The sequence below is a fragment of the Arthrobacter monumenti genome, from assembly GCF_054511255.1.
In genome coordinates this window covers 24,883-49,806 of record NZ_JBTNCY010000008.1, presented here as the reverse complement: position 1 = coordinate 49,806, position 24,924 = coordinate 24,883, and the positions used below count along the sequence as shown (strand labels likewise).

Annotated in this window: 26 protein-coding genes; 9 read left to right on the top strand and 17 right to left on the bottom strand. The window is 62.4% G+C overall.

Annotation, left to right across the window (positions count from 1 at the left end):
* Window positions 1–9: 9 nt before the first annotated feature.
* Complete coding sequence (locus ACX80B_RS13195; protein ID WP_459296873.1) at window positions 10–942, bottom strand: carbohydrate ABC transporter permease; 933 nt, start codon at window positions 940–942, stop codon at window positions 10–12.
* 239 nt (window positions 943–1,181) lie between these two features.
* Here ACX80B_RS13195 and ACX80B_RS13190 point away from each other — a divergent pair, with 239 nt between their 5' ends.
* The 4 genes from ACX80B_RS13190 to ACX80B_RS13175 all read left to right on the top strand — a co-directional run bounded on the left by ACX80B_RS13190 (window position 1,182) and on the right by ACX80B_RS13175 (window position 4,115).
* Window positions 1,182–2,384, top strand: coding sequence for a Gfo/Idh/MocA family protein (locus ACX80B_RS13190; protein ID WP_459296871.1), 1,203 nt, complete (start codon window positions 1,182–1,184; stop codon window positions 2,382–2,384).
* A gap of 70 nt (window positions 2,385–2,454) precedes the next feature.
* A complete protein-coding gene (locus ACX80B_RS13185) occupies window positions 2,455–3,507 on the top strand; it encodes a LacI family DNA-binding transcriptional regulator (protein WP_459296869.1) in 1,053 nt (350 codons plus the stop codon).
* 99 nt (window positions 3,508–3,606) lie between these two features.
* Window positions 3,607–3,858, top strand: a complete 252-nt coding sequence (locus ACX80B_RS13180) for a type II toxin-antitoxin system Phd/YefM family antitoxin (protein ID WP_459296867.1) — start codon at window positions 3,607–3,609, stop codon at window positions 3,856–3,858.
* Window positions 3,855–4,115, top strand: coding sequence for a Txe/YoeB family addiction module toxin (locus tag ACX80B_RS13175; protein ID WP_459296865.1), 261 nt, complete (start codon window positions 3,855–3,857; stop codon window positions 4,113–4,115). Before ACX80B_RS13180 ends, ACX80B_RS13175 begins: the two co-directional genes overlap by 4 nt.
* A gap of 50 nt (window positions 4,116–4,165) precedes the next feature.
* Here the strand turns inward: ACX80B_RS13175 and ACX80B_RS13170 are convergent, their stop codons facing one another.
* The gene (locus ACX80B_RS13170) at window positions 4,166–5,017 is read right to left on the bottom strand and encodes an SDR family oxidoreductase (RefSeq protein WP_459296863.1); all 852 of its coding nucleotides are present in this window, start codon (window positions 5,015–5,017) and stop codon (window positions 4,166–4,168) included.
* Between the two features lie 77 nt (window positions 5,018–5,094).
* Between ACX80B_RS13170 and sigJ the strand changes: the two genes are divergently transcribed.
* Window positions 5,095–5,979 carry an RNA polymerase sigma factor SigJ gene (gene sigJ / locus ACX80B_RS13165; protein ID WP_459296861.1) on the top strand — a complete coding sequence of 295 codons (885 nt, stop codon included), beginning with the start codon at window positions 5,095–5,097 and terminating at the stop codon, window positions 5,977–5,979.
* Here sigJ and ACX80B_RS13160 read toward each other — a convergent pair.
* The 6 genes from ACX80B_RS13160 to ACX80B_RS13135 form a co-directional block, all read right to left on the bottom strand.
* Complete coding sequence (locus ACX80B_RS13160) at window positions 5,953–6,678, bottom strand: ABC transporter ATP-binding protein (RefSeq protein WP_459296859.1); 726 nt, start codon at window positions 6,676–6,678, stop codon at window positions 5,953–5,955. The genes sigJ and ACX80B_RS13160 overlap by 27 nt on opposite strands.
* A gap of 252 nt (window positions 6,679–6,930) precedes the next feature.
* Window positions 6,931–7,548 carry a ScbR family autoregulator-binding transcription factor gene (locus ACX80B_RS13155; protein ID WP_459296857.1) on the bottom strand — a complete coding sequence of 206 codons (618 nt, stop codon included), beginning with the start codon at window positions 7,546–7,548 and terminating at the stop codon, window positions 6,931–6,933.
* A gap of 35 nt (window positions 7,549–7,583) precedes the next feature.
* Window positions 7,584–8,024: an ATP-binding protein gene (locus tag ACX80B_RS13150; protein ID WP_459296855.1), complete on the bottom strand. Its 441-nt coding sequence runs from the start codon at window positions 8,022–8,024 to the stop codon at window positions 7,584–7,586.
* The gene (locus ACX80B_RS13145) at window positions 8,017–8,352 is read right to left on the bottom strand and encodes an STAS domain-containing protein (RefSeq protein WP_459296853.1); all 336 of its coding nucleotides are present in this window, start codon (window positions 8,350–8,352) and stop codon (window positions 8,017–8,019) included. The genes ACX80B_RS13150 and ACX80B_RS13145 overlap by 8 nt, the downstream gene beginning before the upstream one ends.
* Window positions 8,336–10,291, bottom strand: a complete 1,956-nt coding sequence (locus ACX80B_RS13140; protein WP_459296851.1) for a glycosyltransferase family 2 protein — start codon at window positions 10,289–10,291, stop codon at window positions 8,336–8,338. The genes ACX80B_RS13145 and ACX80B_RS13140 overlap by 17 nt, the downstream gene beginning before the upstream one ends.
* Window positions 10,288–11,418 (bottom strand): SpoIIE family protein phosphatase, encoded by a 1,131-nt coding sequence (locus ACX80B_RS13135; RefSeq protein WP_459296849.1) that lies wholly within the window; start codon window positions 11,416–11,418, stop codon window positions 10,288–10,290. The genes ACX80B_RS13140 and ACX80B_RS13135 overlap by 4 nt, the downstream gene beginning before the upstream one ends.
* Before the next feature lie 70 nt (window positions 11,419–11,488).
* On the opposite strand from ACX80B_RS13135, the gene ACX80B_RS13130 reads away from it, so the two are divergent.
* The gene (locus ACX80B_RS13130; RefSeq protein ID WP_459296847.1) at window positions 11,489–13,159 is read left to right on the top strand and encodes a sensor histidine kinase; all 1,671 of its coding nucleotides are present in this window, start codon (window positions 11,489–11,491) and stop codon (window positions 13,157–13,159) included.
* Window positions 13,160–13,237: 78 nt separating this feature from the next.
* Here ACX80B_RS13130 and ACX80B_RS13125 read toward each other — a convergent pair whose 3' ends face one another.
* Both ACX80B_RS13125 and ACX80B_RS13120 read right to left on the bottom strand, forming a co-directional pair.
* Window positions 13,238–13,519, bottom strand: a complete 282-nt coding sequence (locus ACX80B_RS13125) for a hypothetical protein (protein ID WP_459296845.1) — start codon at window positions 13,517–13,519, stop codon at window positions 13,238–13,240.
* A gap of 118 nt (window positions 13,520–13,637) precedes the next feature.
* Window positions 13,638–13,949, bottom strand: coding sequence for a YrhK family protein (locus ACX80B_RS13120; RefSeq protein ID WP_459296843.1), 312 nt, complete (start codon window positions 13,947–13,949; stop codon window positions 13,638–13,640).
* A 132-nt stretch (window positions 13,950–14,081) separates the two neighbouring features.
* Between ACX80B_RS13120 and ACX80B_RS13115 the strand changes: the two genes are divergently transcribed.
* A complete protein-coding gene (locus ACX80B_RS13115; protein WP_459296841.1) occupies window positions 14,082–14,276 on the top strand; it encodes a DUF1918 domain-containing protein in 195 nt (64 codons plus the stop codon).
* 21 nt (window positions 14,277–14,297) lie between these two features.
* On the opposite strand, the gene ACX80B_RS13110 is transcribed toward ACX80B_RS13115, so the two are convergent.
* From ACX80B_RS13110 to ACX80B_RS13095, 4 genes are all read right to left on the bottom strand, one after another.
* Window positions 14,298–15,407 carry an LLM class flavin-dependent oxidoreductase gene (locus tag ACX80B_RS13110; RefSeq protein WP_459296839.1) on the bottom strand — a complete coding sequence of 370 codons (1,110 nt, stop codon included), beginning with the start codon at window positions 15,405–15,407 and terminating at the stop codon, window positions 14,298–14,300.
* 136 nt (window positions 15,408–15,543) lie between these two features.
* Entirely contained in the window at window positions 15,544–16,542 is a 999-nt protein-coding gene (locus ACX80B_RS13105) for a pirin family protein (protein WP_459296837.1), read from the bottom strand.
* A 24-nt stretch (window positions 16,543–16,566) separates the two neighbouring features.
* Entirely contained in the window at window positions 16,567–17,169 is a 603-nt protein-coding gene (locus ACX80B_RS13100; protein WP_459296835.1) for an NADPH-dependent FMN reductase, read from the bottom strand.
* Between the two features lie 135 nt (window positions 17,170–17,304).
* Window positions 17,305–18,042: a hypothetical protein gene (locus ACX80B_RS13095; protein WP_459296833.1), complete on the bottom strand. Its 738-nt coding sequence runs from the start codon at window positions 18,040–18,042 to the stop codon at window positions 17,305–17,307.
* 305 nt (window positions 18,043–18,347) lie between these two features.
* On the opposite strand from ACX80B_RS13095, the gene ACX80B_RS13090 reads away from it, so the two are divergent.
* A complete protein-coding gene (locus tag ACX80B_RS13090; protein WP_459296831.1) occupies window positions 18,348–20,168 on the top strand; it encodes a calcineurin-like phosphoesterase C-terminal domain-containing protein in 1,821 nt (606 codons plus the stop codon).
* A gap of 90 nt (window positions 20,169–20,258) precedes the next feature.
* Here ACX80B_RS13090 and ACX80B_RS13085 read toward each other — a convergent pair whose 3' ends face one another.
* The 3 genes from ACX80B_RS13085 to ACX80B_RS13075 all read right to left on the bottom strand — a co-directional run bounded on the left by ACX80B_RS13085 (window position 20,259) and on the right by ACX80B_RS13075 (window position 23,868).
* Window positions 20,259–22,064, bottom strand: a complete 1,806-nt coding sequence (locus tag ACX80B_RS13085; protein WP_459296829.1) for an S-layer homology domain-containing protein — start codon at window positions 22,062–22,064, stop codon at window positions 20,259–20,261.
* Between the two features lie 193 nt (window positions 22,065–22,257).
* On the bottom strand, window positions 22,258–23,190 hold the full coding sequence (locus ACX80B_RS13080; RefSeq protein WP_459296827.1) for a quinone oxidoreductase family protein: 933 nt from the start codon (window positions 23,188–23,190) through the stop codon (window positions 22,258–22,260).
* 96 nt (window positions 23,191–23,286) lie between these two features.
* Complete coding sequence (locus tag ACX80B_RS13075) at window positions 23,287–23,868, bottom strand: ArsR/SmtB family transcription factor (RefSeq protein WP_459296825.1); 582 nt, start codon at window positions 23,866–23,868, stop codon at window positions 23,287–23,289.
* A gap of 74 nt (window positions 23,869–23,942) precedes the next feature.
* On the opposite strand from ACX80B_RS13075, the gene ACX80B_RS13070 reads away from it, so the two are divergent.
* On the top strand, window positions 23,943–24,908 hold the full coding sequence (locus ACX80B_RS13070) for an MFS transporter (protein WP_459296823.1): 966 nt from the start codon (window positions 23,943–23,945) through the stop codon (window positions 24,906–24,908).
* Window positions 24,909–24,924: the final 16 nt, after the last annotated feature.

Sequence of the window (24,924 nt, the reverse complement as noted above, 5' to 3'; positions counted from 1 at the left end):
GGAGACTCCTTAGTTCAAATCTGACTGGCCGGCGCGGGTTACCCGGTATTGGAAGAAAGTGACGATCATCAGGATCGCCAGCATCGCGACGCTGAGCGCGGCCGCGTAGCCGAAGTTGAACTGGGCAAACGCGCTGTCGTAGATGTAGACCTGCAGAACGCGGCTGGCGTTGACCGGGCCTCCACCGGTGGTGACCGAGATGGTGTCGAAGACCTGGAATGAACCGATGACCGTGATGATCAGCACCAGGCCAAGGATGGGGCGCAACAGTGGCAAGGTGATACCGAAGAACATCCGCGGCTCGGAGGCTCCGTCGACCCGGGCCGCTTCATAGAGGCCGCCGGGGATGGACTGCAGACCGGCGAAGATCAGCAGCGCCGTGTAACCCATATGCCGCCACACGTTGACCAATGCGATAGTCGGTATGGCCCAGGCCTCACTCGTGAAGAAGCCAATGCGGTCCAGCCCGATCCATTCAATTATCTGGTTGCCAATGCCCAGCTGGAAGTCCAGGATCCACAGGAACACCAGACCGGCGACGACGTTTGATACCAGGTATGGCGCCAGGATCAGGGAGCGCACCAACGTTGATTGCGTCAGCCGCTGCATCAGTACCGCAATCAGAAGGGCTGCTGCGGTCTGGATGGTGATGTTGATGAAGACGTAGTACAAGGTCACCCGTACGGCGTTCCAAAAGATCGGGTCCGAAAACATCCGCTCGTAGTTGGCCAGGCCAACGAATTGTGCTGCCGAGAGCAGGTCCCACGAGGTGAAGCTCAGCCAGATACCGCGCAGCAGCGGCCAAAAATAGAAGGCAACCAGGCCAATGGTCGCCGGAAAAATGAACAGCATCGCCAGCTTGGTGTCGTCGCGCCGTTTGCGGCGTTTCGGGCGGGCAGGCGGCCTGGCGACAGCCGATTCGCTTGTGGTCGTAACCATCATGACTCCTTCACTCGGTTCCCAAGATGGATCGTTGCTCCACGTGGAAACGTGTGATCCAGATGACACTTGCCGAGCAATCTACACGTGTATAAATTCGTTGGCAAGCCTTTCATCTGCGTGAAGAGCAATCAGAATCTATGCTTGCGCCGCATGGGTATACACGAGTAGATTTCTTGCAACGCAAGCAGCGGGTGCATTCGAAATGCGCATCAGGAGAAGAACCAACAAGGAGGAACATCATGACCATGTCGCTGGGACTTGTAGGAGCAGGACAATTTGCCGGGCAGTTCGCGAAGCTGTTCAGGCTCCATCCGGGAGTCGGCTCCATCGTGGTGACCGACGTCGAACCCGGGCGTGCGGACGAGCTCACCGGGCGCGAAGGCCTCGATGGCACCGTTGAGGACTTTGACGCGCTGCTGGCCAGCGACGTCGATGCGGTTGCCATTTTTACCCAGCGGTGGACGCATGGCCCCTTGGTGGTCCAGGCTCTGCGCGCCGGCAAGCATGTCTACTCGGCGGTGCCGATGGCGATTTCCGAGGAGGAGATTGCGGACATCATCGCCGCGGTTAAGGAAACCGGACTTACTTACATGATGGGGGAGACCAGCTACTACAACCCGGCAACTGTCTACGCCCGGAAGAAACTCAGTACAGGCGAGTTTGGACGCGTGTTTTATGCCGAGGGCGACTACGTCCACGATATGGATCTTGGCTTCTATGCCGCATACCAGTACAGCGGCGGCGCAGACTGGAAAAAGACCGCCAGCTACCCGCCGATGCTGTATCCGACCCACGCCATTGGAGGTGTCCTGGGAGCGCTGCCGTCGCATGCCGTCAGCGTCAGCTGCATCGGGGTTAAGGACGAGCGCGGCGACGGGGTCTTCGACAAGGACGTCAGCATGTTCGACAACGACTTCTCCAACGCCACCGCCATGTTCGAGCTATCCGACGGCGGCGTAATGCGGACGAACGAGATGCGCAGGGTCGGCTATCCCTCGCACATGCGTGAATCCAGGTTCCGCTATTTCGGCACGGATGCCAGCTTCGAGCAGTTGGCGCACATTTCGGTTTGGCAGGACAAGGAAAAGGTGCACGATGTCTCCGCCGAGTTGGACACCGCCGCCACCATGTCCGCCGACGATCCCGCGCTGGCCCACGTTGCGCCCGAACTCCGCGACGCGTTCACCTCCGGCCATGCCCCGGTGCACGACATCAAGCGGTTGCCGAAGGAGTTTCATGGCGCCCCCAACGGGCATGAAGGGAGTCATCACTTCCTGGTGGATGACTTCGTCACCGCCGTCACCGAGGGGTCCCTGCCGCCGGTAAATGCCTGGGTTGCGGCGCGGTTTACCTTGCCCGGAATTATCGCCCATCAGTCCGCCAACCGCGGGGGAGAGCGGCTGGACGTTCCCGATTTTGGGGATGCTCCGGGCCCTCAGTAGCTAAACTAAGGCTCGTGGATGCATCCCTGCTGCGTCCACCGAGCCAGCAGCGGAGCCGGATGGCACCGCAATGTCTACAGCAAAAGAGAGCGGTCAAGGAATGACGACGACGGCCCAGCCGGCCAGGAGTCCGGTGACCCGGAAGGATGTCGCGCGGTATGCGGGGGTGAGCACCGCCGTCGTCAGCTATGTCATTAATGCGGGGCCGAAAAAAGTTGCGCCGGCCACGGAGGCGCGGGTGCTGGAAGCAATCCGGGTGCTGGGCTACCGGCCGAATGCTGCGGCGAGGGCGTTGAAACTCGGCTCCACCGAAATGCTGGGGCTGGTCATTCCCGACACCATCAACCCATTTTTCGCCGAGTTGTCGCATGCCTTGGAAGACGCGGCCAACGACCGCGGTTACGCGCTGCTATTGACGAATTCGGATGGTTCCACGGCCAAGGAACGAAAGCATGTGCGGAACCTGCTGTCCCGCCAGGTGGACGGAGTGCTGCTGACCACCGTCGAGGATGAGCCATACCTGGATGACGTCATCGCCTCCGGGATTCCCGCCGTGCTGCTCAACCATTACCGCCCTTCCAAACACCTGCCGACCGTGGGTGTGGATCTGACAGTCGGTGCGTTGGCCGCCGTGGAACACCTGATCTGGCACGGCCATCGGAACATTGCCTTGGTGAAAGGAATGAATGCTGTCAACGCCCCCGACGAGCGGGAGGCGGGCTGGCTGCAGGCGTTGACTGCTGCAGGTTTGCAGGAGGGGCCGGTCTTCACCGCGCCTTTCAGCATGGACGGTGGATATACGGCCGGACGAAGGCTGGCTTCCCTCAAGGACGGGCCGACGGCGGTATTCGTCAGTTCTGATGTTCAAGCGGTGGGGGTGCTCCGCGCACTGCATGAGGCCGATCTGAATGTTCCTGCCGACGTTGCCGTCGTTTCCTTCGACGCTTCCTTCCAGTCCGAGTACACCTGGCCGGCGCTGACCGCCATGCACCAGCCCACGCGGGAGATGGCGGCTGCCGCCGTCGAAGCGCTGCTGAACAAGGAGGAGTCAACCCCGGTCAGGAACATGGTGTTCCCCACCGACTTGATCATCCGGCGTTCCTGCGGCTGCCTGCCTGAATAGGAGACGGGACGAGCCGGACGATCCATGTCGAGCGCCGTGCTGATTGCAGCCAGCGATTTTTGAGCGTACAGTTTTCTGTACGTAAGGAGAAGTAACCTCATGAAAACCATGTCCTACTCAGAGTCAAGGGCGCGATACGCCGAGACTCTCGACGCTGTCACCGACGATCGCGAGGAAGTTATTATCACGCGTGCCGGTCACGAGCCAGTTGTGATGGTGGCACTCGATGACTACGAGTCGTTGAAGGAGACCGCCTATTTGCTCAGGAGCCCCGAGAACGCCCGCAGACTGTTGGCCTCCATCAACCGGCTCGAAAACGGCGAGGGGATCCGGCGGGACCTGGCTGAATGAAACTGGTCTGGGATGAGGCCGCCTGGGAAGACTATGTCTGGTGGCAGGCCCAAGACCGCAAAGTTCTAAAGCGGATCAACATATTAGTCAAGGATGTCCAGCACAACGGAAACGAAGGATTCGGCAAGCCAGAACCACTCAAGCATGGCTTCCACGGCTACTGGTCTCGTCGGATCACCGACGAGCACCGTTTGGTCTACAAGGTCAGCGACGATGAGATCCGCATCGCCTCATGCCGATACCACTACGGGCGCTGAGGCCGTCCGGAAGATAACCTTCACCGGACATGGTGAAGGGCAGTCGGGAGTCACCGTCGCCCGCGTGGCGGGAGGTTTCCAGCGACGGGTTGGAGACGCTTGGACGCCTTCTCGTTCTGCAGGAAGTCTGCCCACGTCCGCTTCCCGGCCGAGGAACGCTCATGTGACAGATTCCGACCGGCCCGGTAGGCTCGTCCCGCCTTGCCCGGCATCCGGAGCGGAACCATCAAGCGCCGCTTACCGTGCAGCCGCAGGTATCCACGGATCAGTTCGTCCATTCCATACACTTCCGGCCCGGCAAGATCGGTAACCAGTCCGGAGGGCTCGCCGAGGGTCAGTTCGGCGAGTCGGGCCGCTACTTCGTCCGCATCGACCGGCTCGAACCGCACCCCGCCGGGAACCGGGATCATCGGCAGTTTCGCCATCGCCTGCACCATGGTCAGCACCAGATCGTGGACCTGGGCGGCACGCAGGATCGTGAACGGCAGTCCGGAGTCGATCACAGCTTGCTCCGCCGCCAGCTTGGACTTGAAGTAGCCGAGCGGTACGCGGTCCGCGCCGATGACGGAGATGTGCACCAGGTGCTGGATCCCAGCCCGTGATGCCGCTCTGGCAAGATTGCGCGTCGCCTCGTCGTCGCCTTTCGCGTTGGCGGCCCCGGCGAGGTGCAGGATGGTTCCTGCACCGTCCACCGCCCGCTCGACCCCCTCGCCGGTGAGCAGGTCGCCGGTGAGGTACTCGACGCCGCCGGCCGCATCCTGAGAGTGCCGGCTGAGCACCCGCACATCGCGTCCAGCAGCGAGCAGCCGCGGGATAACGAGCCGCCCGAGCCGGCCGGTTCCGCCGGTGACCAGAATCGGTGCTGCCACGGCGCCGTCGTCGTGATTCGGTTGCTTGTTCATTGTTGTTCTCCTCCAGGGGATTGGCCCTTTTGCCGGTTTACACTCTTATGACACGCGGCGTTGGGAGAATGTGACGGATGGACGAACTTGACCTGCTGGCCGAGCGGTTCGAAGCACACCGGCCGCATCTGCGCGCGGTGGGGTACCGGATGCTCGGCTCGCTCAGTGAGGCCGACGACGCCGTCCAGGAGACTTGGTTGCGCGCCAGCCGTGCCGACGTGAGCGGCGTGGAGAATCTGGCCGGATGGCTGACCACGGTGGCCGGAAGGGTGTGCCTGAACATGCTGCGGACACGCAATTCGCGCCGCGAGGAACCGCTGGGCGTGCACATGCCCGATCCCGTGGTGAGCCGCGTGGACGACGTCGATCCGGCTGACCAGGCGCTGTTGTCCGAGTCCGTCGGGATTGCGCTGCTGGTAGTGCTCGACACGTTGGATCCCGCAGAGCGCCTGGCGTTCGTGCTGCACGACATGTTTTCCGTGCCCTTCGAGGAGATTGCGCCCGTTGTAGAGCGGTCGACGACGGCGGCACGGCAGTTGGCCAGCCGGGCCAGGCGGCGGGTGCAACAACAGGTTCCAACGCCCGACGTCGATCCCGCCCGGCAGCGCGAAGTGGTCGATGCGTTCTTCGCCGCGTCCCGTGACGGCGACTTCTCCGCGCTGGTCGCGGTGCTCGATCCGGACGCCGTGCTCCGGTCCGACGGCGGATTCGCGCGGCCTGCGGCCTCAGTGCTCCTTCGCGGCGGGGCGACTATCGCCAAGCAGGCTCTCACGTATGGGCAGCTTGCCCCACACATACGCCCGGTGCACGTCAACGGAACCGCGGGAGTCGTCGTCGTTCCTCATGGCCGGCCGGTCTCCGTTATGGCGTTCACCGTTCGGGACGGAAGGATCACCGCCATCGACGTGCTCGCCGATCCGGACCGTCTGGAGGAATTAGACGTAGCGGTCGGCGAAAACTAACTCGCTGCCGAAGCGGCTGCCGGATTCACCGATAATTTGTCCATTGTTGATGAACAATACGCGGTCGGCCCAGGCGGTGTGCCTGGTTTCCCGCGTGGTCAACAGGACCGCGAAGCCCTCGTCGGCCAAGCGGCGAAGGGTGTCGAGCAGTTCGTCGCCGTCGGCCGGGTCCACGCCGGCCACCGGTTCATCGCCCAGGATCAGCCGCCGTTCGCCCACGATCGCCCGGGCCAGGGCGACACGTTGTTGCTCTGCATTGGACAACTCACGCGCGAAGCGGCCGGAAAGTGACCCAACTCCGATCTTATCGAGAGCGGCCTCGGCTTCTTGCTGTGCTACCTCGGTGGATGCACCGTCGAGTTCACGCGGCAAGGCGACATTCTCCAGGGCCGTGAGCATTGGGACGAGGTCGGGTTTCTGGTGGAGATAGCCGACAAAGCGGCGCCGCAGGCTCGCGCATTCGTTCAGTCCGAGCCCGCTGAGCGAAGTCCTGTTGACGAACACCTCGCCGTTTGTGGGCTGATCCAAGCCACCGCCAACGGCCAGTAGAGAAGACTTGCCGGAACCGGGGGAGCCGATCAAAGCGGTGAATTCGCCGGTATTCACGGTGACGTTGATGCCCCGCAGCGCCAGCACCGACGATCCGCCCTCACCGAAGACCTTGTCCACCTCGGCGAATTGCAATGCCGGTTCGTTCATCGCCGTCCCCCAGGGCCGTCGTTCTCTGTGCGCGTTTTGGTCCGCTCCGGTCCCGGAAAGCGGAGGCTCCCTGGCCCGCTTTCCGAGACCGGAGCGGCGTTATTATCTGGTCGTCCGCGGCCTGCAGTGCGATCGCATGACGCCCCCGTCATCGCATAGGCGCTGAAGCGGGCGACCAAATAGAAACCGGGTGTCCGGTATGTTTATAGCGTACGTATGTCGTACGTCACGGTCAAGCCGGATTGCGATTATTCAGCTCAGGGGCGAAGGCGTAGTGGAAGACTCTTCAGGCCGGAGGGCGGGCAGCAGGAATGTCCACATATCGTTGATCCGCTCGAGCACGTCCTGGTGGCCGGTGAGCAGGTTGGAAACCATCTGCACACCGGTGAAGGCGGGGACTATATAGTGCGCCAAGGCGGCGGGGTCGATCGTACTGCGAATCTCACCGTCGTCGATCCCCCGCTGAATGAGGACCTCGAACTGTTTCATCCAGTCGGTGTAGGGGCTGATCACCGGTTTCTCGAACATCGATGCTTCCAGCGTCAGCCGTATGCCGGCGCGAACTATTGGCTCGGTCTGCAGCTGTTCGCCGAATCGCCGGCACACCCTCATCATGGTTTCGATCGCCGAATCGCTCTGCAGGGCCGGGTCCTTCCCGGAGCTGAACGACAATTGGTGCTGCGCTTCGACGACGGCGTGGGCCAGGGCTTCCTTGGAGGCGAAATGAAAGTAGAGCGAACCCTTCGTGACACCGGAGCGCTGGATGATGTCACTCAGGGTCGCGCTGCCATACCCATAACTTTCGAACACTTCAGCCGCGCCGCGGATAATCGCTTCCCGCGTCGTCTGCGCGCGTTCCTGCTGAACCAAATCGTTCCCCTCCCCGGCAGCAATTTAACATCACTCTAACGCTGTGTGGGCGGTGAGTCCTTACAGAGCGTCCATACGTTCGTGTCCCCATGCCGTTCGAACGTCACAGTGCTGACCAGTGCCCGGATCAGGGCCAATCCGCGTCCGGTTTCCGCCTCAACGTCTTGATCAGAGGACGAAGCGCCATCCAGATCCGGCCGGGAAGGCGCGGCACCGATTTCGCTGACTGTCGCCTGCATCCGGTGCGGCCAGATCGTGATGTCGACGCCGAGCTGCAGCTGTGCATCGGACGACGGCGTCGCGTGCTGGACCACATTGCTGGCGGCTTCAATGACGGCCGTGGTGAAGGCCATCTGATCCATTTCGGGGACGAACGATGCCTTTTCCCACAGCTGGTCCAAGTCTGTATGCAGTTCGTTAATGGTTTCCGGGACGGCCGGGCCTTGGCGGGAACTGTGACCGATGATCTCAGGCATCCGCGAACGCTGCTTCCACGTTGTCGTACGGGGTCAGGACACGATTCATATTGGTCAGCTCAAGGACCATCTTCACCTGAGATTGCACATTGGCGATCCGCAGGTCGCCGCCCGCCTGCCGCGCAACCTTCAGGCAGCCGATGAGGGCGCCGAGACCGGAGGAGTCCATAAAATCCATTTCGGCCATATTGATGACCACATGATTGGAACCGCCGGCGACGACGTCGGCAACCACCTCCCGCAGTTTTGCTGCGGAGACCATATTCAACCGTCCCGCTCCTTTGACCTCCGCGTAGGATTCAGCCGCGGTATCAACGGTGAAATTCATCTTGCTTCCTTTCCTGAGGGTCGAACCCCTTGTAGCTGGCTGCCTTGACCAGGACCCACAGAATGATCAGGTCAAAGACGACCCAAGCAACGTTTACCAAAGTCCCAATAGGTTCGTTCATATCATTGGCCAGCCGGACTGCGCCCACAATCAGCCCCAGGACCAACAGCGCCATCACGATCAGCTGCGGCCGGATCAAGCTCCAGGAGGGTCCTTCGGTCTGGCGGGCCTTGGGAGTGACGGCAAAACCCAGGGGCCGCCCGAACCATACGTTACGGGCCGCCGTCGTGCACGCCTTGATCCAGGTGGGGAACAAGGCGAGGCTGTACTGCTGGCCGCGCCAGGTGCTGACGCCCTTGCCCACGACTCCGAACAGCAGCTGGTTGATGATCATGAACGGGACGAAACGAATAAAGAAGTCGGTGCTGAGGCTGTTGACCGGCAGAACGCCGAGCACGAGATAGATGATCGGCGCGGCGAAATAGACGACGGCGGCGAAGCCACTGAGATAGCTCCACATCGTGGCCAAGTACATCAGCCGCTGGCCGAATTTCATCCCGTATTGGACCAGCGGATTCTCCCGGAGCATCACCTGGATGGTGCCCTGCGCCCATCGCAGCCGCTGGGTCAGCATGGTCTTCAGGTCCTCGGGGGCCAGACCGTAGGCGAGGACTTCATGGTGGTAGACGCTGTCCCAGCCCATCGCGTGGATGCGCATGGCGGTGGCCATGTCCTCGGTGACCGAAATGGTGGCCAGCGGCATCACCGGCTGCGCCTCGTCCGGCCGCTCCACGGAAACCGCGTCCAGGACCGACTGGATGGATCCGAGCGCGCCCAGCGGTGACCAATCCCGCCGCGACATCCGGTCCACCGCGCCTTCCAGTTCAAATGGGGAGTCGATGCCGCCGCCGGCGCCGAGTTCCATCACGGCGATCTCCGCCAGGTCCGCTTCCAGGGTCGAGAAATTTTCCGAGACCAGGCTCTGCACCGCGGTATCGACCTTCCTCCGGACCCGGTAAGTGATCTCGCTCAGGGATACGCCGTCGTCCAATTCCTTCCGCGCCTGGTCAGTGGCGGCATCGACCTCATCGAGGAGCCGGGACACCACTGGGTCGGCCGACTCCGGGGACTTGCGCGCCTTGCGGATGGCGGTCCGGGCTCCGGCCAGCGCGCGGCGCACTCCACGATCGACCTCCCGGACATAACCGGCCAATCCGACCTGCATCAGGGCCTCGCGGCGAAGCAGGGCGTTTGAGCCGCAGAAGAACGCGGCGTTCCAGCCGTCCTTACCCTGCTGGATCGGGCCATAGAACAAGGGTGCCTGGCTCCCCAGCGGATCATCGGCGGGGACATTGCTGAAGTACTGCGGCGTCTGGACCAGGGCTACGCGGCGGTTGTTGAAGTAGCCGAGTGTCTTTTCAAGGATGTCCGGTTCCGGAATCTGGTCGGCATCGAGGATCAGCAGGAATTCGCCATGCGTGGTCATCAGCGCGTTGTTCAGGTTGCCGGCTTTGGCATGCCGCGGCCGGTCCGTCCAGTCCTCGCTGCGGGTCAGATACCCGATGCCGTGTTCGTCGGCCTTGCTGCGCAACCCGGGGCGGGCGCCGTCGTCGAGGATCCAGGTGCTGTGCGGGTGGCGGATTCTCTGGGCCGCTAAGGCCGTGGTCATCACCAGGTCGAGCGGCTCGTTGTAGGTGGTGATGAAGACATCGACGGTGGCATCGGCCGGTGGCGGCGGAGGTGCTGGACGGTATTTGACCCGCCAGACCGTGAGGCCGAAAAGCCCGACGTCGATCAGGCTATAGGTTTCGGCCATGATCAAGGGGACGGCGATCCACCAGGCAGACCAGTTGAGTGATTCCAGCCACCGCCAGGCAATGTAATTTACGCCCAGTAGAAGAGTTAGGACGACGAGCAGGCGGACGAGGAACAGGTTCATCTGTACGGCCCCGGCGCTGAGCCTCCCATGGCAGGGCTGCGGCGGACCACCACTGCCGTGACGTCGTCGGTAATGCCTTCACCTTGGGCAAGTTCCAGGATGGCATCGGAGGCGTCCTGCGCCTTTTCGCCGGCGTCGACGACGGCGGCAACGGCTGCCATCGCCGCCTCCACCGAGTCGAAGGCATCCAGCAGGCCGTCGCTGACGACCACCATGGCATCCCCGGGCGCCAGTACGATGCTCCCGGAAGTCCACACCGACCCCGGCACGGCGCCCACCGGGGGTCCGCCGGACGACAGGCGGCTCAGTCCGCCGTCGTGGAGGTGCATCGCGAGCCCGTGGCCGGCGTCGACGTAGCCCAAGGTTCCGCAGTCCGCGTTCAGCCTCGCGTGGAAGACGGTTGCGAAGGATCCGGCCTGCTCCAGGTCCTTTTCCAGGATGCCGCCGGCTGCGTTGAAGGCAGTGTCCAAATCTGTGTGTTTGATCGAGGTCCGAAGCACCGCACGCACTGTGGCAGCTATCAGCGCGGCTCCCATTCCCTTGCCCATGGCGTCGGCAACGGTCAGTTGCAGCCCCTCCTCGGTGGCGCTCCAGTCGAAAAAGTCTCCGCCGACGTTACGGGCAGGGCGGCAGCCGCCACCGATCTCATAACCGTCGAGGAGAACGGCGGCACCGGGGAGCAGGCTGCGCTGGACTTCGGCGGCATGTTCGCGTTCCTGCGCACCTGAAGCTGCCTCGGGTTCGGGGGAGCGGGGGCGGCGGAACAGGGCCGAGATTCTTGCCTGCAGTTCGCGGGGGCTGAAGGGTTTGCTGATGTAGTCGTCGGCGCCGGTTTCCAGGCCATCCAGCCGGTCGATCTCATCCACGCGGGCAGTGATCATCAGAACGTACGCATCGGAGACCTCGCGGACCTTTCGGCAGACATCGATTCCGTCCATGTCCGGCAGATTCAGGTCGAGCGTAATGAGGTCCATGGCCCCGGCCTGCACCAGTTCGAGGCCTTCGGCACCGGTTTCAGCCTCAAAGGCAGTAAATCCCTGAGCCGTGACAATCTGGACCAACAGGTTGCGGATGTCTTTATTGTCCTCAACAATGAGCGCGCGGCGCCTGCTTTGAGCATTAACCATGTTCTTATTAAGACTGTGATCTGCCCATTTGTCACATCAGTCACAATGGAATAGCCAACAAACCAGAGCTATGGAGTCCGCTGTCGTGGATAAAGTTCTCGATTTCCTAACCTTGAACAGGATCAAGTTCCACAACCTTTCCCTCCGGGGCCGGGTGGTGATGAGCCAGCTGCCGCTCTCTGCGACGATGCTGGTCCTGTTCATCGGCACGGTCATTTTCCATGTCCCGCTGCTGGCGGACCCCTTGTTCCAACTCAGCCTCGTGACCGGCGTCGTCCTTCTGCTGGCTTGCTTTGCGGTGCCGTGGGAAAAGCTGCCTTATCCGTCCTTCCTGATCATCCCGTTGCTCGATTTCATCCCGATCGGGTTGATGCGCGAAGGTGCCGGTGATGTCCTGACTGGGCTGGGAATGCTGGCCGTCTTCCCCGTCATCTGGATGGCTGCCTCCGGACTGTTGCCCCGGCTCAGCGTCCTGGCTGGTGCGGTGGCCACGCTGCTGATGGTGTGGACGCCGATATTCGTCAGGGGTAATGCCATCAACCTGGCGGCACTCACCGAACCGATACTCATTCCCTTCATGATGCTGGCCATCGGCATCACCGTGCAGGTGATGACGGCAAGCATGCTGGAACAACAGCGCGTGGTGGAAAGCAAGGACGCCGAACTGCGCGGGCTCCTGGAAGCCAGTGGCCGTCGGGAGCGCCTCCTGAAAACCATCGTGGACACGGTCGACGTCGGCGTGCTGGCTATCGATGAGAACGGCAACGACGTCCTGATGAACCGGAGGCAGCAGGAGGTTCACCGCATCGGCTTGCCGGACGACCTGACGGACGCAGCCGAAGCCGACCTGTTGCTCTTTGCGGATGGAGGGTCGTCGCCGCTGCCTGTCGAAGACCGGCCGGCGATCCGGGCCATCCGGGGCGAGACCTTCTCGGACTACCTGATCTGGATCGGTGAGCTCCCGCAGCAGCGTGTCCTATCGACGTCGGCGCAATCCATGAGCGACAGCGACGGCCGGCGCGAAGGGTCCGTCCTGGCCTTCAACGATGTTACCGATCTGGTCTCCGCGCTGAACGCCAAGGACGACTTCCTCTCCAACGTCTCCCACGAACTGCGCACTCCCTTGACCTCGATCCATGGCTTCACGGAGTTGCTCGCCATGACCGAGGATCTGCCGCCAAACGTCATCGCCGGTCTGGATGTCATCCGGCGGAATTCGGATCAGTTGCTCAAGATCGTCAACGACCTGCTGAACACGGCAACGGGGTATGCGGAGCTTCAACCGACAACGGCCGACCTGGCCGAGCTGATTCACCAGGCAGTCGCAGCGGCCGAGCCCCGGGCCGCCGTCGCCAATATCCAGATCCTCACGAACACTCCGGTCCAGCTGGAAGTCGAATGCGACCCTGGACGGATCCGTCAGGTCCTGGATAATCTGCTCTCCAACGCGATCAAATATTCGCACTCCGGAGCCACTGTCCAAGTCCATGGCAGCGCACAAAACGGGACCGTCCAGTGCCAAGTCGCCGACAACGGTATGGGCATGAACGCCGAGGACAGCCAAGACGTTTTCGCCCGCTTCTTCCGCAGCAGCGCAGCGCGCAGGAGCGCTATTCCGGGCATAGGGTTGGGGCTTGCCCTCTCGAAGGACATTATCGAGCGGCACGGTGGGACCCTGACCTGCACCAGTACGCTCGGCGAAGGCAGCGCCTTCACCTTCACGCTGCCGAACAACAGCTGACGGCCCGCGCCAGCACATGCCAGCACATGCAGGAGGCGGCCCCCGAAAGGGCCGCCTCAAGCTGGATGATTGTGGGAACTACCGGGGTGGAGGCGGGGTTTCGCCGCCGCGCCGGCCCTCATCACCTCTCGGACCCGGGCCTTCGCCGGCTCTGGGATCCGGGTTTTCGACGCCGGCAGGTCCACCGCCGAAACGCTTCTCCTGCTGGCCATCGACGAACTTATTGACCTTCCCGCCGTGCTTGCCCAGCTTGCTGCCATGCTGTTTCTGGGCCTTGTCGATAGTTTCGTTGATCTTGCCGTGATTCTCTTTGTTGCTCAGATAATCCTTGGCCTTCTTGGCGATGCTTCCAAATCCCATGGTGTCCTCACTTTCTTGCTGACACCTGGCACACCGGGAGGCGAACCAGCGGCACACTTCATGCCTGCAATTTTCACCTTGGCACAGCGATTACAAGGTGTCTAGAGGCAAAAACGCCTCAGTAGTACTGGGGCCCGTGGTCGTCCCGGCGTCCGAGGCGCTTGAGGTGGACCTTTCGCCTCATCCGGATGATCGGGCGCAACAGGAAGTCGACACTGCCAAGCACGAACAGCGTTACCGCCCAGAATTCGAGTGGCTTGAAGTAGAACAAGATGCTGCCGACAAAGAAGAAGATGCCGATCAGGACGTCGTTGGCGATTGACAACGTTTCGTACTTGTTGTTGATGACAAGTTCTTCATTGCCGATATCGATGCGGACGGGCGGGTCGGGATCCTGTTGTTTGGCCTGTTCGTGGCTTTCCTCTCCCATACTCCGGGTTTACCACGGATCTGAGGAATGTTAAAAGTTCCGCAGGGAGAATGCACGACGCCGGCATACACCACTGCGCCCATTCCGCTTTTGCGCGTGGCCTCGTATGGTGGTGCTGAGGAGGTGTTTGCTATGGAGGCACAACCAGGCGACCGCATCATCATCCGCGGCACCACCGTCGATTCGGCGGACAAGCACGGGGAAATTACGGAGGTCCGAGGGGACAAAGGACATCCCCCCTATGCGGTCCGGTACGACGACGGCCACGAAACCATCATCTATCCCGGCGGCGACTTCGTCCTCGAGAAGAATTCGTCGGTCCACTAGGAAAGTCCGCCAGCGGCTGGCTTATGCCGCCGTCGTACTGGCGTCGACGGCGGATGTTGCGTTGCGTGCTGCCACGCGGTTTGCGTGCGTGGGAGCTTCCGGATGGTCGGCCGGTGCCCGTGAAGCGAGTTCCTTGCGCAGCTCCGGCAGGACGTATTCGCCGAACAGGTCCAACTGTTCCAGTACGGTCTTCAGCGGCAGGCCGGCGTGGTCGATGAGGAAGAGCTGGCGCTGGTAGTTGCCGAAGTACTCCTGGAAGGTCAAGGTCTTCTCCAGCACCTCCTGCGGTGAACCGACCGTCAGCGGGGTCTGCGCGGTGAAGTCCTCCATGGACGGGCCGTGGCCGTAGACCGGTGCATTGTCGAAGTACGGGCGGAACTCGTTGACGGCTTCCTGCGAGCTCTTCCGCATGAAGAACTGGCCGCCCAAGCCGACGATCGCCTGATCTGCCCGGCCGTGGCCGTAGTGCTCGTAGCGCTCGCGGTAGAGGCCGATCAGCTGCTGGTAGTGCTCCTTCGGCCAGAAAATGTTGTTCGCGAAGAACCCGTCGCCGTAGTAGGCGGCCAGCTCGGCGATCTGCGGGGTGCGGATGGAGCCGTGCCACACGAAGGGTGCGACGCCGTCGAGCGGGCGCGGGGTGGAGGTGAACCGTTGCAGCGGGGTGCGGAACTTGCCCTCCCAGTTGACGACGTCTTCATCCCAGAGCCGGCGGAGCAGGTTGTAGTTCTCGACCGTCAGTTCGAGGGAATCCTGGCCGTTCTTGCCGAACCACGGGTAGACCGGGGCGGTATTGCCGCGTCCCAGGACCAGGTCCACGCGGCCGTCGGAGAGGTTCTGCAGCATGGCGAAGTCTTCGGCGATCTTGACCGGATCATTGGTGGTGATCAGCGTCGTCGCGGTGGAAAGGATAATCCGCTCCGTCTGCGCCGCGATGTACGCGAGCGTCGTGGTGGGTGAGGACGAGAAGAACGGCGGGTTATGGTGCTCGCCAATGGCGAAGACATCCATCCCGATCTCCTCGACCTTCTTCGCGATGGCGACCGAGGCCTGAATCCGCTCGTACTCGGACGGCGTCCTGCCGGTCGTGGGATCTGCGGTTATGTCGCTGACACTGAATACGCCGAACTGCATGGTGTTCCTCCTGGTATGCGCTTCCTTTATATGCATTTGCATGTAATAGCGCATGAGGGATCCAGGACATTCCCTGTTGAGCGGTGAGGTGCGCCACGTCAGGAACGACGACGACGGCGGGGCAGGCTGCGGCGCGTCAGCCCCTGGGACGGATCCGGACGTTCGGCAGGACCGGGGCCGGCAGTGCTGCCGGTTCCCCTTCGGGGAAAGTGCCGAACTGCGGATGCCCAAGTGCGTCGACTCGTTCTTCCGCAGTGCCGTCGACGCCGATCTCCGTCTGCCACTGGGCGCGATACTCGACGACTTCTTCATGGCTGCGCCCGACGAAGTTCCACCACATCACGATGTGCTCGCCCATAGGCTCTCCGCCGATGAGCATCGCCCGTACCGGCTCGTCACCAGCAGCCAAGGTAATGGAAGAACGCCCGACGGGCAGGTAAGCGAGGTGATCCTTCGGGACGGCATGGTGGTCCACCTCCGGCGCACCCGTGTCCACCAGCACGCCGTGCTCGAACGCCGGATCCGTCTCAACCGTCATTGTCGCGCCGGCCTCAAGCAGGATTTCCGCTCCGAGCAGGGGTATATGGGTGATGATCGGTGAAGTGGACCCGGCCAGCGATCCCATGAAAACGCGCATGGTCCAGCCGTCCCCGGTTACCGGTTCGGGGCGGTAATGTTCGAAGGTCGGTTCCATGTGCCGGACTTTGTCAGGCAGGGCGAGCCACAGCTGCGCACCGTGAAGGACATCCGTCTCCGGGGTGGAGAACTCCGAGTGGCTGATGCCGCGCCCGGCGGTCATCAGATTCACCTCTCCCGGCACCACCATGGCGTGGTAGCCGGCCGAGTCCCGGTGCTCGACCTCCCCGGTGAACAGCCAGCTGACCGTCTGCAGTCCGGTATGCGGATGCCTGGGCACACGCATACCGCCGGTATCGCCAACCCGGTCCGGACCGTAATGGTCCAGGAAGCACCAGGCGCCAATCAGGCTGCGCTGGCGTTGGGGGAGCGTGCGGCGCACATCCATGGCCCGCGGGCCACCGAGTGGAACATCCCTCGGAACCAGAACTTCCAAGCCATCCGGATTGTCCTCCGCCTCGCACAGTATTTCCCGAGGGGCTACTTCAATGTTGCTCATGCAGGTGCCTTGCCGTCCGTCGGGTCACTTCCGTGAGTTGGGGTCTTCGTCCCCGATGTGTCCCGGTGCCGTGGCCGCAAGGACGCGCTGAACGAATGCGCAATACTCGTCCATGAAGTGGCTCAGGAAGGCTTTCGTGTCCTCGTTCTTGACCTCGCCGTTGTCGCCGAAGACATCCGGTTTGAACTGGATGTAAGCTTCCGGAGCGTTGAGCTGAGGGGCGTCGAGGAAGCTCAGGACGCTGCGCATGGAGGACTGCATGACGGCGGTCCCGATCCCACCGGGAGAGGCGCCAATGATGCCGGTCGGTTTGCGGGCGAACGAGTTGGCACCCCACGGGCGTGATCCCCAGTCGATAGCATTCTTCAGGGCGCCGGGAATGGACCTGTTGTATTCCGGGGAGACGAACAATATCCCGTCGGATGCCTCGACCGCCTTCTTCAAGCTGCGGCCTTCAGCCGGGTAGTCGGCGTCGTAGTCCGAGCTGTAGAGCGGAAGGTCCTTGATGGGGATCTCGTTGAATTCGAGCCCTTCGGGAGCGACCTTGATCAGCGCTTCGGAGAGGGTGCGGTTGATGGAGCCAGAGGCCAGGCTCCCGACGAAATAACCGATCTTATAAGTGGCCATCACAGTGTTCCTTCCGAACCATGCAGGACGATTGGTCAACGCACTTCCGGTTTAGCACAGAGCGCATAGACCCGCCAGAGCCGTGCACGGAGAAACACACTGTTGCAGACGGCATCTGCAACAGAGGTGTGTGGGTCAGCTTCCCAGGTGCCAGGAATAGCTGGCGTCGTCCCAGTTGGTCGTAGCCGAGAAGCGGTAGCCCGATGCGGTGCCATCATCGAGTTTCTCATTGACGGCGATGCAGTCGTAGCTACCAGTCAGCGCCGTCAGGTCATCCGTCGAGCCGCCGGCCATGGGCGTACAGGACGCTTCCAGGATCGGCCCCGTGAGAGTTCCTGCAGTGACGCGTTCCTTCGCGTCCTCAAGGATTGACTCCTCGAGGCTGGTCACGACGAGGGCGCGGTAGGTGCGTTCGGCTTCGTCTTCCGCCTCCTGGGCTTCCTTCGCCGCAGCAGCTTCCGCCTCGGCTTCCGAAGCGGCCTCCTCCTCACGCTGTTCCGCCGCGGCCGCTTCGGCGGCACGCTTTTCGGCTGCGGCTTCCTGGGCCGCAACCTCATTATTGTGCTGCACCACGAGGCCTGCGCCGGTTCCGATGCCACCCAGAACGAGTAAAGCTATCAACGCCAGGACGAGTCGTTTGCGCTTCTTCGACCTCACCGGCTTGCTGTAAGGGGCGGCGCAATGAGGGCAGAAGTTCCCCTCTGTCCGGCTCTGCACACTGCAGCGCCGGCAAACTTTCGTCGGCACCTCACCGGAATCCGAGGTGCCCGGGCCAGCCGGTTCCACCACTGGAAGTTCCGTGGTGGGCGGCTCCTCGTCATACTGCCCGGTCGTGGACGCGTAGGACGGCGGCTGAAGTTCATTGTGCGGCATTGTGGAAGATCCCCATTTAAAGTACGAGTGTCGGTTGGAACGGCGCCGATACCGGTTGTTTCCCCCAACCGTTGACGATCTGCTGTCAGTCATCGATGCATCTGTGCCTAGGTAATAGTTATAGCAGTCGGCACCGTCATTCAGTCGTTTACTGCCCCGTGCCCGGCTATTCATCATGAGTTCGGCAGATGCTACGGCTGCTTCCAATCCCGCTTACCTCCCGGTCGATCGCCGTACACCTGTGCCTGCGACGGTGTCATTGGCGCGTCAAAAGGGCCGCCACTTCTCTCATCCGGAGGTATAGCTTGAACCCCTCAGCCAGACCGTCCAGAGCACGATCTGCCCGACCCATTTACCTGACCGCCGGTACGCTGGCGCTCACCTTCGCAGCTACGCTGCTTGCCCCTGCCGCTACAGCGCAACCGGAAACTGCCCCCGCCGACGGCGATTGGCCGGCCACTGCCTACCGCGGCGGGGTCGACGTCGTCGAGGGGCCGGACGACGACCAGCAGACTCTCGACGGTACAGTCTTCGACGACAAGGATCGGGACTCTGTTCAGGATCCCAACGAGCGTGGCATTGGTGGCGTAACCGTATCCAACGGCCGCGGGACGGTGACCACTGACAGTCAGGGCCGCTACGAGTTGCCAGCCTTCGAGAACATGACCGTCTTCGTCACCCAGCCGCGCGGTTATCAGGTGCCGGTCGACGGCGATAACGTCGCCCAGTTCTTTTACCACCACCTGCCGGAGGGCTCTCCGGATCTGAGTTACGGCGGCATCGCCCCGACCGGTCCGCTGCCCGATGCCGTGAACTTTCCGCTGGCCAAGAGCTCGCTGACCCAGTCTCCTGAGCAGCACTGCCTGATCGGCGGCGACATCCAGACCTACACCCAGGAGCAGGTCGGATTCGCCGCCCGCGGCGCCTTCACCGATCTGGCGGCCCGCACCGACTACGCAGGGTGCGGCGCCCTGTTTATTGGCGACGTCGTCGGCGATAATCTTTCGCTGTATCCGCAGACCCGCGAACTGACCAGCATGCTCAACGGCCCCGCGCGGTTCCTGCCGGGCAACCACGACATGGACCTCGACGCCGCCAGCAGCGAGCACGCGTTCGACACCTTCCGTGCCAAGCTCGGCCCCGAGTACTACTCCTACAACGCGGGCAAGGCACACGTCGTCGCACTCAACACCGTCGATTACCCGATGCCGGGCGGCGGCTACAACGGTGCCGTGGGTGAGAAGCAGCTGGAATGGCTGCGCAACGACATCGCCCAGGTGCCGGAGAACCGGCTGATCGTCCTGGCCACGCATATCCCGCTGCTGGACTTCGCGGACCAGGGCATGGCACAGCACCAGGTGGATCAGGTCAAGGAGATTTACGAAATCCTTGAAGGCCGCGAGGTCGTGGCCCTTGGCGGCCATACCCACAGCATCGAAAACCTGCGGGAAGGCGACTCGCTGGCAGGCTGGTCCGAACTGTTCGGCGTCGAAGGTCTGCCGTTCACCCACATCACGGCGGGTGCCATCTCCGGCGACTGGTACTCGGGCCGGATGCTGCCCGAAGGCTACCCCAAGGCAGTCCAGCGCGACGGCGCCCTTCCCGGCGTCCTGACGCTGGACATTATGAACACTGAATTCCAGGAGCGCTTCACCGTCCGCGGCCAGGACGAATCGCTGCAAATGGCACTGGGTTTGAACACTCCGCGCTACCGCGCCTGGTACGCAGAGAACATCGATAACCAAGGCTCCGCTCCGGAGTTCACCGATCCGCTGACGGTCAGCCAGGAAGCTCTGGCCAACGACACCTGGCTGACCACCAACTTCTGGATGGGAAGCACCGGATCAACGGTCCAAGTAGAGATCGACGACGCCGGAATCACCGAGGCGGTCCGGACCCAGAAGATGCAGGGCGAGGGTCAGCTGATCGGCGCCGAGTGGTCCGATCCGGTGGCCATCCAGGAGCAGCTCGTCCATGGCGGCGGCCCGGCCGACCGGATGATGCACCTGTGGCGGCTGGAGTTGCCCAACGACCTGGCTGTCGGCGAGCACACCGCCGAGGTCACGGCGACCGATGTCTACGGACGGGAGTACACCGACACTGTCACCTTCGAGGTTACTGAGTAACCCGGCGTCGTACTCATGATACAACCGGTGCCGGTGTTCGGTTAGCCTGCGGGCACACCGAACACCGGCACCATGTTTGTCGTGGGCTGGTTAGAACTGCTTATCGAAGCGCCAGAGGAAGGTGACCATGGCGTCGCGGTTGATCGGTTCGAGCGGGCGGTATGTGCCATCGGGCCAGCCTGTGGTGATGTCCATTTCCTCGAGCCAGGTTATTTCCTTATAGAATTTTTCATTGGTGGGGTAGTCCTCGAATGGTGAGGTGGCAGGCGGGTTGTATGCCGGTTCTCCTGCCATCCGGTAGAGGAAGGCTGCCATAGCGTCACGGTTGATAGGTTCATGCGGGCGGAAGGTGCCGTCGTCGTACCCGTTGGTGATGCCGGTTTCCTCGAGCCAGGTTATTTCCTTATAGAATTTTCCGTTGGTGGGGTAGTCCTCGAATGGTGAGGTGGCAGGCGGGTTGTATGCCGGTTCTCCTGCCATCCGGTAGAGGAAGGCTGCCATAGCATCACGGTTGATGGGCTCATACGGACGGAAAGTGCCGTCGTCGTACCCGTTGGTGATGTTGTTGTCGTAGGCCCAGAGGATTTGCTGCTGGTACTTCGTATCCGAGTCGACGTCCGTGAACGGGTCCTCGGGTTCCTGCGCGCCAGGTGCTGTAATCGTGACCTTGGCCGAGCCGGTGCCAATGTCGCTGATTTTCACCTCCGTTCCGGCATGAGTTTCAAATGTCGAACCCTCCTGCCAGGCATGCTCGGAGCTGTAGTAACTTTCAAACGGTTCTGTATTAGGTTCCAGGATGATGGAGTCAGGCAGCTGATCTGGTCCTGACCAAGGGGCTTGGGTGATCTTCACACCCCGGTTGAGTCTCTCCGTATAGTCAGAAAGGTATTGATCCTGGTCGACCGGCTGACGTAATTCCAAGTAGTAGCTTTCCTCGCTGACCGGATCGGTGAATTTGATGGCGCGGTAGTCCTTTTCCCCGCCCCATGGAAGCAGCGTATAGGTCTTCGAACCCGAGGCGACGCCGACATTGCGGATGTCCTGGCCGGATCCGAATCCGGCGATGTCCCAAAAGCTGGCGCTGATGGTGGGCCGATACAGTTGCGAGGTTCCCATCAAATCTGTGGTGTCTCCGTACTCCCGGATCCAGCATCCGGCATAGTCGGAGGTGTCCGACGCACCATCGTTACAGGTCAGAGCGTTCGCATGGCCCAGACCAAAAAGGTGGCCGAATTCGTGTGCCAGGACGCTGTCGCTCAGGCTGTAGCTGCTGGGACGTGGCATCAGGATGCGTCCCGATACGCCGTCCGTCGTCCAGCCAGCACCGTATGCTCCGCTGGAGAGCAGGTTTTGGGGGAGGAAGACCACCAGAGCCTCGCCTTCTTCGTAGGTCCAGCCCAGCTCTTTGGTGATCTGGTCCATGATGTCCCAGTAGTTCCAGCTTGCCTTGGCTGCGGTTCTAAACCGGGGCAGGGTTTCCCCCACGGCAATGGAAATCCGGCCGTTGGACATATCGGACCAATAATCGTCCGCGACATCGATCGCCTGCAGAGCCTGGGCCATGGACACTGATGTGTAGTCTCCGGCGTCGTCATAAAGCTGTGCCCGCACCAACGTGACGTTGATGTCACCGGCCGGATGGATTGTGCGGGCTTCCATAACTCCGTCGCGGCCGCTGTGCCGCCCGACTCCCGGAATTTTCCCCGGTTCATAGTGGTGGTGCGTTTTAGGGGCACCGTCGACCGGCCGCGGCTCGGGCGGCCCGGTGGGTGCGGCGTACGCGGCGGGTGCCATCAGGAGTGACGCAACGATGATGCTCAGTGCTGTGAAAGCGGACAGTACGGCTTTGACGTGACCGGTAAGGCCGACGATGGACTGGGTGCGAGGTTTAGTCATGAGGTAGAGAGCTCCCCTGCGGGCGCCTGCCGGCCTTCGGCAGGGGCATGGCGGCTGTCCCGCTGAGCCCCCCGTGACCTCGTGGTCTCATATCAGTGCATTTGGGTACAGCTTTACCGCGACTAACGTAGCACCAGAGTGACGAAAGTTTCTACTGATACTGATGGTACCCAGGCAGCGGCACCCAAGCTCCCTATGGGAAGGTCAGCACGATCCTGCCGCGGACGCCGCCTGCTTCGAGGCGGCGGTGTGCCTCCGGGGCTTGGTCGGCAGGCAGCGTTGCCGCCACCCGCGGGGTCAGCACTCCGTCCTCTGCCAAGGTGCGGATCCGGTCCAGCTTTTCACCGGAGCGGTACTCGTCGAACACGGAGGCCTGGTGCAGGGTGATACCCCGGCCGGGACGTCCGTCCCATCCGCGCACAATGGCCATCGCGCCGTCGTCGTTGATTGCGGGAGCCGCCTCGTCCCGCTGAAGCGCGGCATCGGCAAGACCATCGACTCCGTCGGGGAAAATCTTCCGGATGTGGCTGGCAACGTCTTCTCCGCGCGGGACAATATGGTCCGGGCCCAAAGACTCGACGAGCTCGCGGTCCTTATCGGCGGCGTCGGCGATCACCACCAGTCCGGCATGCTTTGCCAGCTGTACGAGGTAATTGCCCAGCATTCCGGCAGCACCGGTGACCGCGAGGGTCTGCCCGGGCTGCAGGTCGAGCTTCTCCAGGATCTGCGTGGCCGTCAAAGCGTTCATCGGCAGCGTCGACGCAGTCACGGCGTCCATGCCGACGGGGACGCGTGCCATTGAGGCGTCGTCGCCAATCAGGTACTCGACGTAAGCGCCCCGATGCTCGCCGAATGGCAGGGCGATGGCCATCACTTCGTCGCCGACCTGCCATTTGCTGCCTTCGCCGACTTCGTCGATGACTCCGGCCGCGTCCATCCCAGGAATGTACGGCGGCTGGCGGTCTCCGGTACCACGGATGCCCGAGCGGACCACTGTGTCGGTTGGGTTCACCGCAGCGGCCGCGACCTTGATCCGCGCTTCGCCCGGGCCGGGATGCGGATCCGGAAGCTCGACGGCGGTGAGGGCGTCCGGCCCTCCGAACTCTGTGACACCAATAACCTTCATACCCGCGGCAACCAGTAGCGTCCACCGGCTATTCCTGCAGGGGGCTGCCGACGGACGTTCACTGTTCCCGCAGAGATCCCGATGCCGCGTGGGAGGTCAATCGCGCAATCGGTGGAGGACGTAGATGCCACCGTGGACGGGCTGGTCCTGCCGGTCCTGGTCGGTCGCAACGTACTCGTCCAATACGGCGACGATCCGCCGGTCCAACTCCTCTGCGTCTTCGGCCGAAAGATGCAGCGCGAACCGGGAGAAGGTCTGGATCGACTCCGGGCCGGCTTCGCGCAGCTCATCACTAAACGCCTCGATGGGTGACAGTGAAGCGTCCGGGTCAGCGTCGTCGAGGGAAGTGCTCAGCCACCACGATCTGTTGGTGGACCGGTAGGGCTTCTCCAGCGCTCCGCTCTCGCCGGTGCGTACGGAAACCTGTTGCAGGAAGCCAGCCTTGACCAGTTGGCGGACGTGGTAGAGCACCGTGCCGGGGTCCTGCTCCAGCCGGTCGGCGAGCTGCTTATTCGTCAGGTCGTGCAGCGCGCACAGCCGCAGAACCCGCAGCCGCAGGGGATGCGCCAGCGCCTTGGCTTCCTCGACCGTGGCCGGACGGCGCATCGGGGTGGCGTCAGCCTGTGCGTCAGCCGATGCGCCGGGTGAATCTGCGGTATCCGGAGAATGTGCCGTCATGGGAACCATCTTAGTTCGGAATGGAATATTGCCAATCCATTGAGTAATCTCAATCGATGTGAGATTCTAAACTCATGACCGGAGAATCCACTGACGAATCAACCCAAGCGGTACAAGCTGCAGGGCGGTTGGGCGCTCCCTACTGGCGGCTCTGGGGTGCCTCCGGTCTCTCCAATCTGGCGGATGGAATACTCAAGGTCGCCTTGCCGCTGGTCGCAATTCAATTCACGCAGTCGCCATCGTTGATTGCGGGCCTTGCATTTGCCCTCACGCTTCCGTGGCTGGTGTTCGCCTTGCCCGCCGGCGCGCTCGCCGACCGGTTCGACCGCCGGCGGATCATGCTCGGCGCGAATGCGTTGCGCGCGGTGATGCTCGGGCTGCTGGTGGCCGCCGTCGTCGTCGATCTTGGCTCTATTTGGGTGCTGTATGCGGTAGCGCTGGGCATGGGAATTGCCGAGACTCTGTATGACACCTCTGCTCAATCGATCCTGCCCCAACTTGTCGACCGCAACCAGCTCTCGCGCGCCAACGGCCGGCTCTATGCCGCCGAACTGACCGCGAACCAGTTTGTCGGCCCGCCGCTGGGAGGACTCCTGGCTGCGGTTGGCGCGGCGGCAGCGTTCGCGACGCCGGCAGGGTTGTGGGTCTGTGCGCTTGGGGTCCTGTTGTTGGTGCGGGGAAACTTCCGGATTGCCCGGGATGAACCGACGACGATGCGCGCCGACATCGTGGAAGGCGTGCGCTTCCTGGCGGGGCACCGGATTCTGCGGACGATGGCTGTGATGACCGGCGGATTCAACTTCGCATCAACCGCAGCCTTCGCAGTGCTGGTGCTCTTCGCCGTCGGACCCACCTCCGCAATGGGGTTGTCCGAAGCAGCCTTCGGCATCCTGCTGACTACGACGGCGGCGGGGAGCCTGGTGGGGTCCTTCGTCGCGGAACGTGTCGAGCAGCGCCTGGGCCGTTCCCGTTCACTGGCCCTGACCATTCTGGCCGGCGCCCCGCTGATCGGAGCGCCGGCGCTGACCAGTAATCCGTAAATTATCGGCGTCACCT

Bases quoted from the DNA above. Each gene is read 5' to 3' on its own strand.
- ACX80B_RS13150 (WP_459296855.1), bottom strand. From the start codon at position 8,024: ATGCCTGAGATCATCGGTCACAGTTCCCGCCAAGGCCCGGCCGTCCCG.
- ACX80B_RS13195 (WP_459296873.1), bottom strand. From the start codon at position 942: ATGATGGTTACGACCACAAGCGAATCGGCTGTCGCCAGGCCGCCTGCC.
- ACX80B_RS13160 (WP_459296859.1), bottom strand. From the start codon at position 6,678: ATGAACGAACCGGCATTGCAATTCGCCGAGGTGGACAAGGTCTTCGGT.
- ACX80B_RS13180 (WP_459296867.1), top strand. From the start codon at position 3,607: ATGAAAACCATGTCCTACTCAGAGTCAAGGGCGCGATACGCCGAGACT.
- ACX80B_RS13120 (WP_459296843.1), bottom strand. From the start codon at position 13,949: ATGGGAGAGGAAAGCCACGAACAGGCCAAACAACAGGATCCCGACCCG.
- ACX80B_RS13175 (WP_459296865.1), top strand. From the start codon at position 3,855: ATGAAACTGGTCTGGGATGAGGCCGCCTGGGAAGACTATGTCTGGTGG.
- ACX80B_RS13080 (WP_459296827.1), bottom strand. From the start codon at position 23,190: ATGAAGGTTATTGGTGTCACAGAGTTCGGAGGGCCGGACGCCCTCACC.
- ACX80B_RS13140 (WP_459296851.1), bottom strand. From the start codon at position 10,291: ATGAACCTGTTCCTCGTCCGCCTGCTCGTCGTCCTAACTCTTCTACTG.
- ACX80B_RS13125 (WP_459296845.1), bottom strand. From the start codon at position 13,519: ATGGGATTTGGAAGCATCGCCAAGAAGGCCAAGGATTATCTGAGCAAC.
- ACX80B_RS13185 (WP_459296869.1), top strand. From the start codon at position 2,455: ATGTCTACAGCAAAAGAGAGCGGTCAAGGAATGACGACGACGGCCCAG.
- ACX80B_RS13070 (WP_459296823.1), top strand. From the start codon at position 23,943: ATGACCGGAGAATCCACTGACGAATCAACCCAAGCGGTACAAGCTGCA.
- ACX80B_RS13075 (WP_459296825.1), bottom strand. From the start codon at position 23,868: ATGACGGCACATTCTCCGGATACCGCAGATTCACCCGGCGCATCGGCT.
- ACX80B_RS13170 (WP_459296863.1), bottom strand. From the start codon at position 5,017: ATGAACAAGCAACCGAATCACGACGACGGCGCCGTGGCAGCACCGATT.
- ACX80B_RS13130 (WP_459296847.1), top strand. From the start codon at position 11,489: ATGGAGTCCGCTGTCGTGGATAAAGTTCTCGATTTCCTAACCTTGAAC.
- ACX80B_RS13145 (WP_459296853.1), bottom strand. From the start codon at position 8,352: ATGAATTTCACCGTTGATACCGCGGCTGAATCCTACGCGGAGGTCAAA.
- ACX80B_RS13115 (WP_459296841.1), top strand. From the start codon at position 14,082: ATGGAGGCACAACCAGGCGACCGCATCATCATCCGCGGCACCACCGTC.
- sigJ (WP_459296861.1), top strand. From the start codon at position 5,095: ATGGACGAACTTGACCTGCTGGCCGAGCGGTTCGAAGCACACCGGCCG.
- ACX80B_RS13100 (WP_459296835.1), bottom strand. From the start codon at position 17,169: ATGGCCACTTATAAGATCGGTTATTTCGTCGGGAGCCTGGCCTCTGGC.
- ACX80B_RS13095 (WP_459296833.1), bottom strand. From the start codon at position 18,042: ATGCCGCACAATGAACTTCAGCCGCCGTCCTACGCGTCCACGACCGGG.
- ACX80B_RS13135 (WP_459296849.1), bottom strand. From the start codon at position 11,418: ATGGTTAATGCTCAAAGCAGGCGCCGCGCGCTCATTGTTGAGGACAAT.
- ACX80B_RS13110 (WP_459296839.1), bottom strand. From the start codon at position 15,407: ATGCAGTTCGGCGTATTCAGTGTCAGCGACATAACCGCAGATCCCACG.
- ACX80B_RS13190 (WP_459296871.1), top strand. From the start codon at position 1,182: ATGACCATGTCGCTGGGACTTGTAGGAGCAGGACAATTTGCCGGGCAG.
- ACX80B_RS13085 (WP_459296829.1), bottom strand. From the start codon at position 22,064: ATGACTAAACCTCGCACCCAGTCCATCGTCGGCCTTACCGGTCACGTC.
- ACX80B_RS13105 (WP_459296837.1), bottom strand. From the start codon at position 16,542: ATGAGCAACATTGAAGTAGCCCCTCGGGAAATACTGTGCGAGGCGGAG.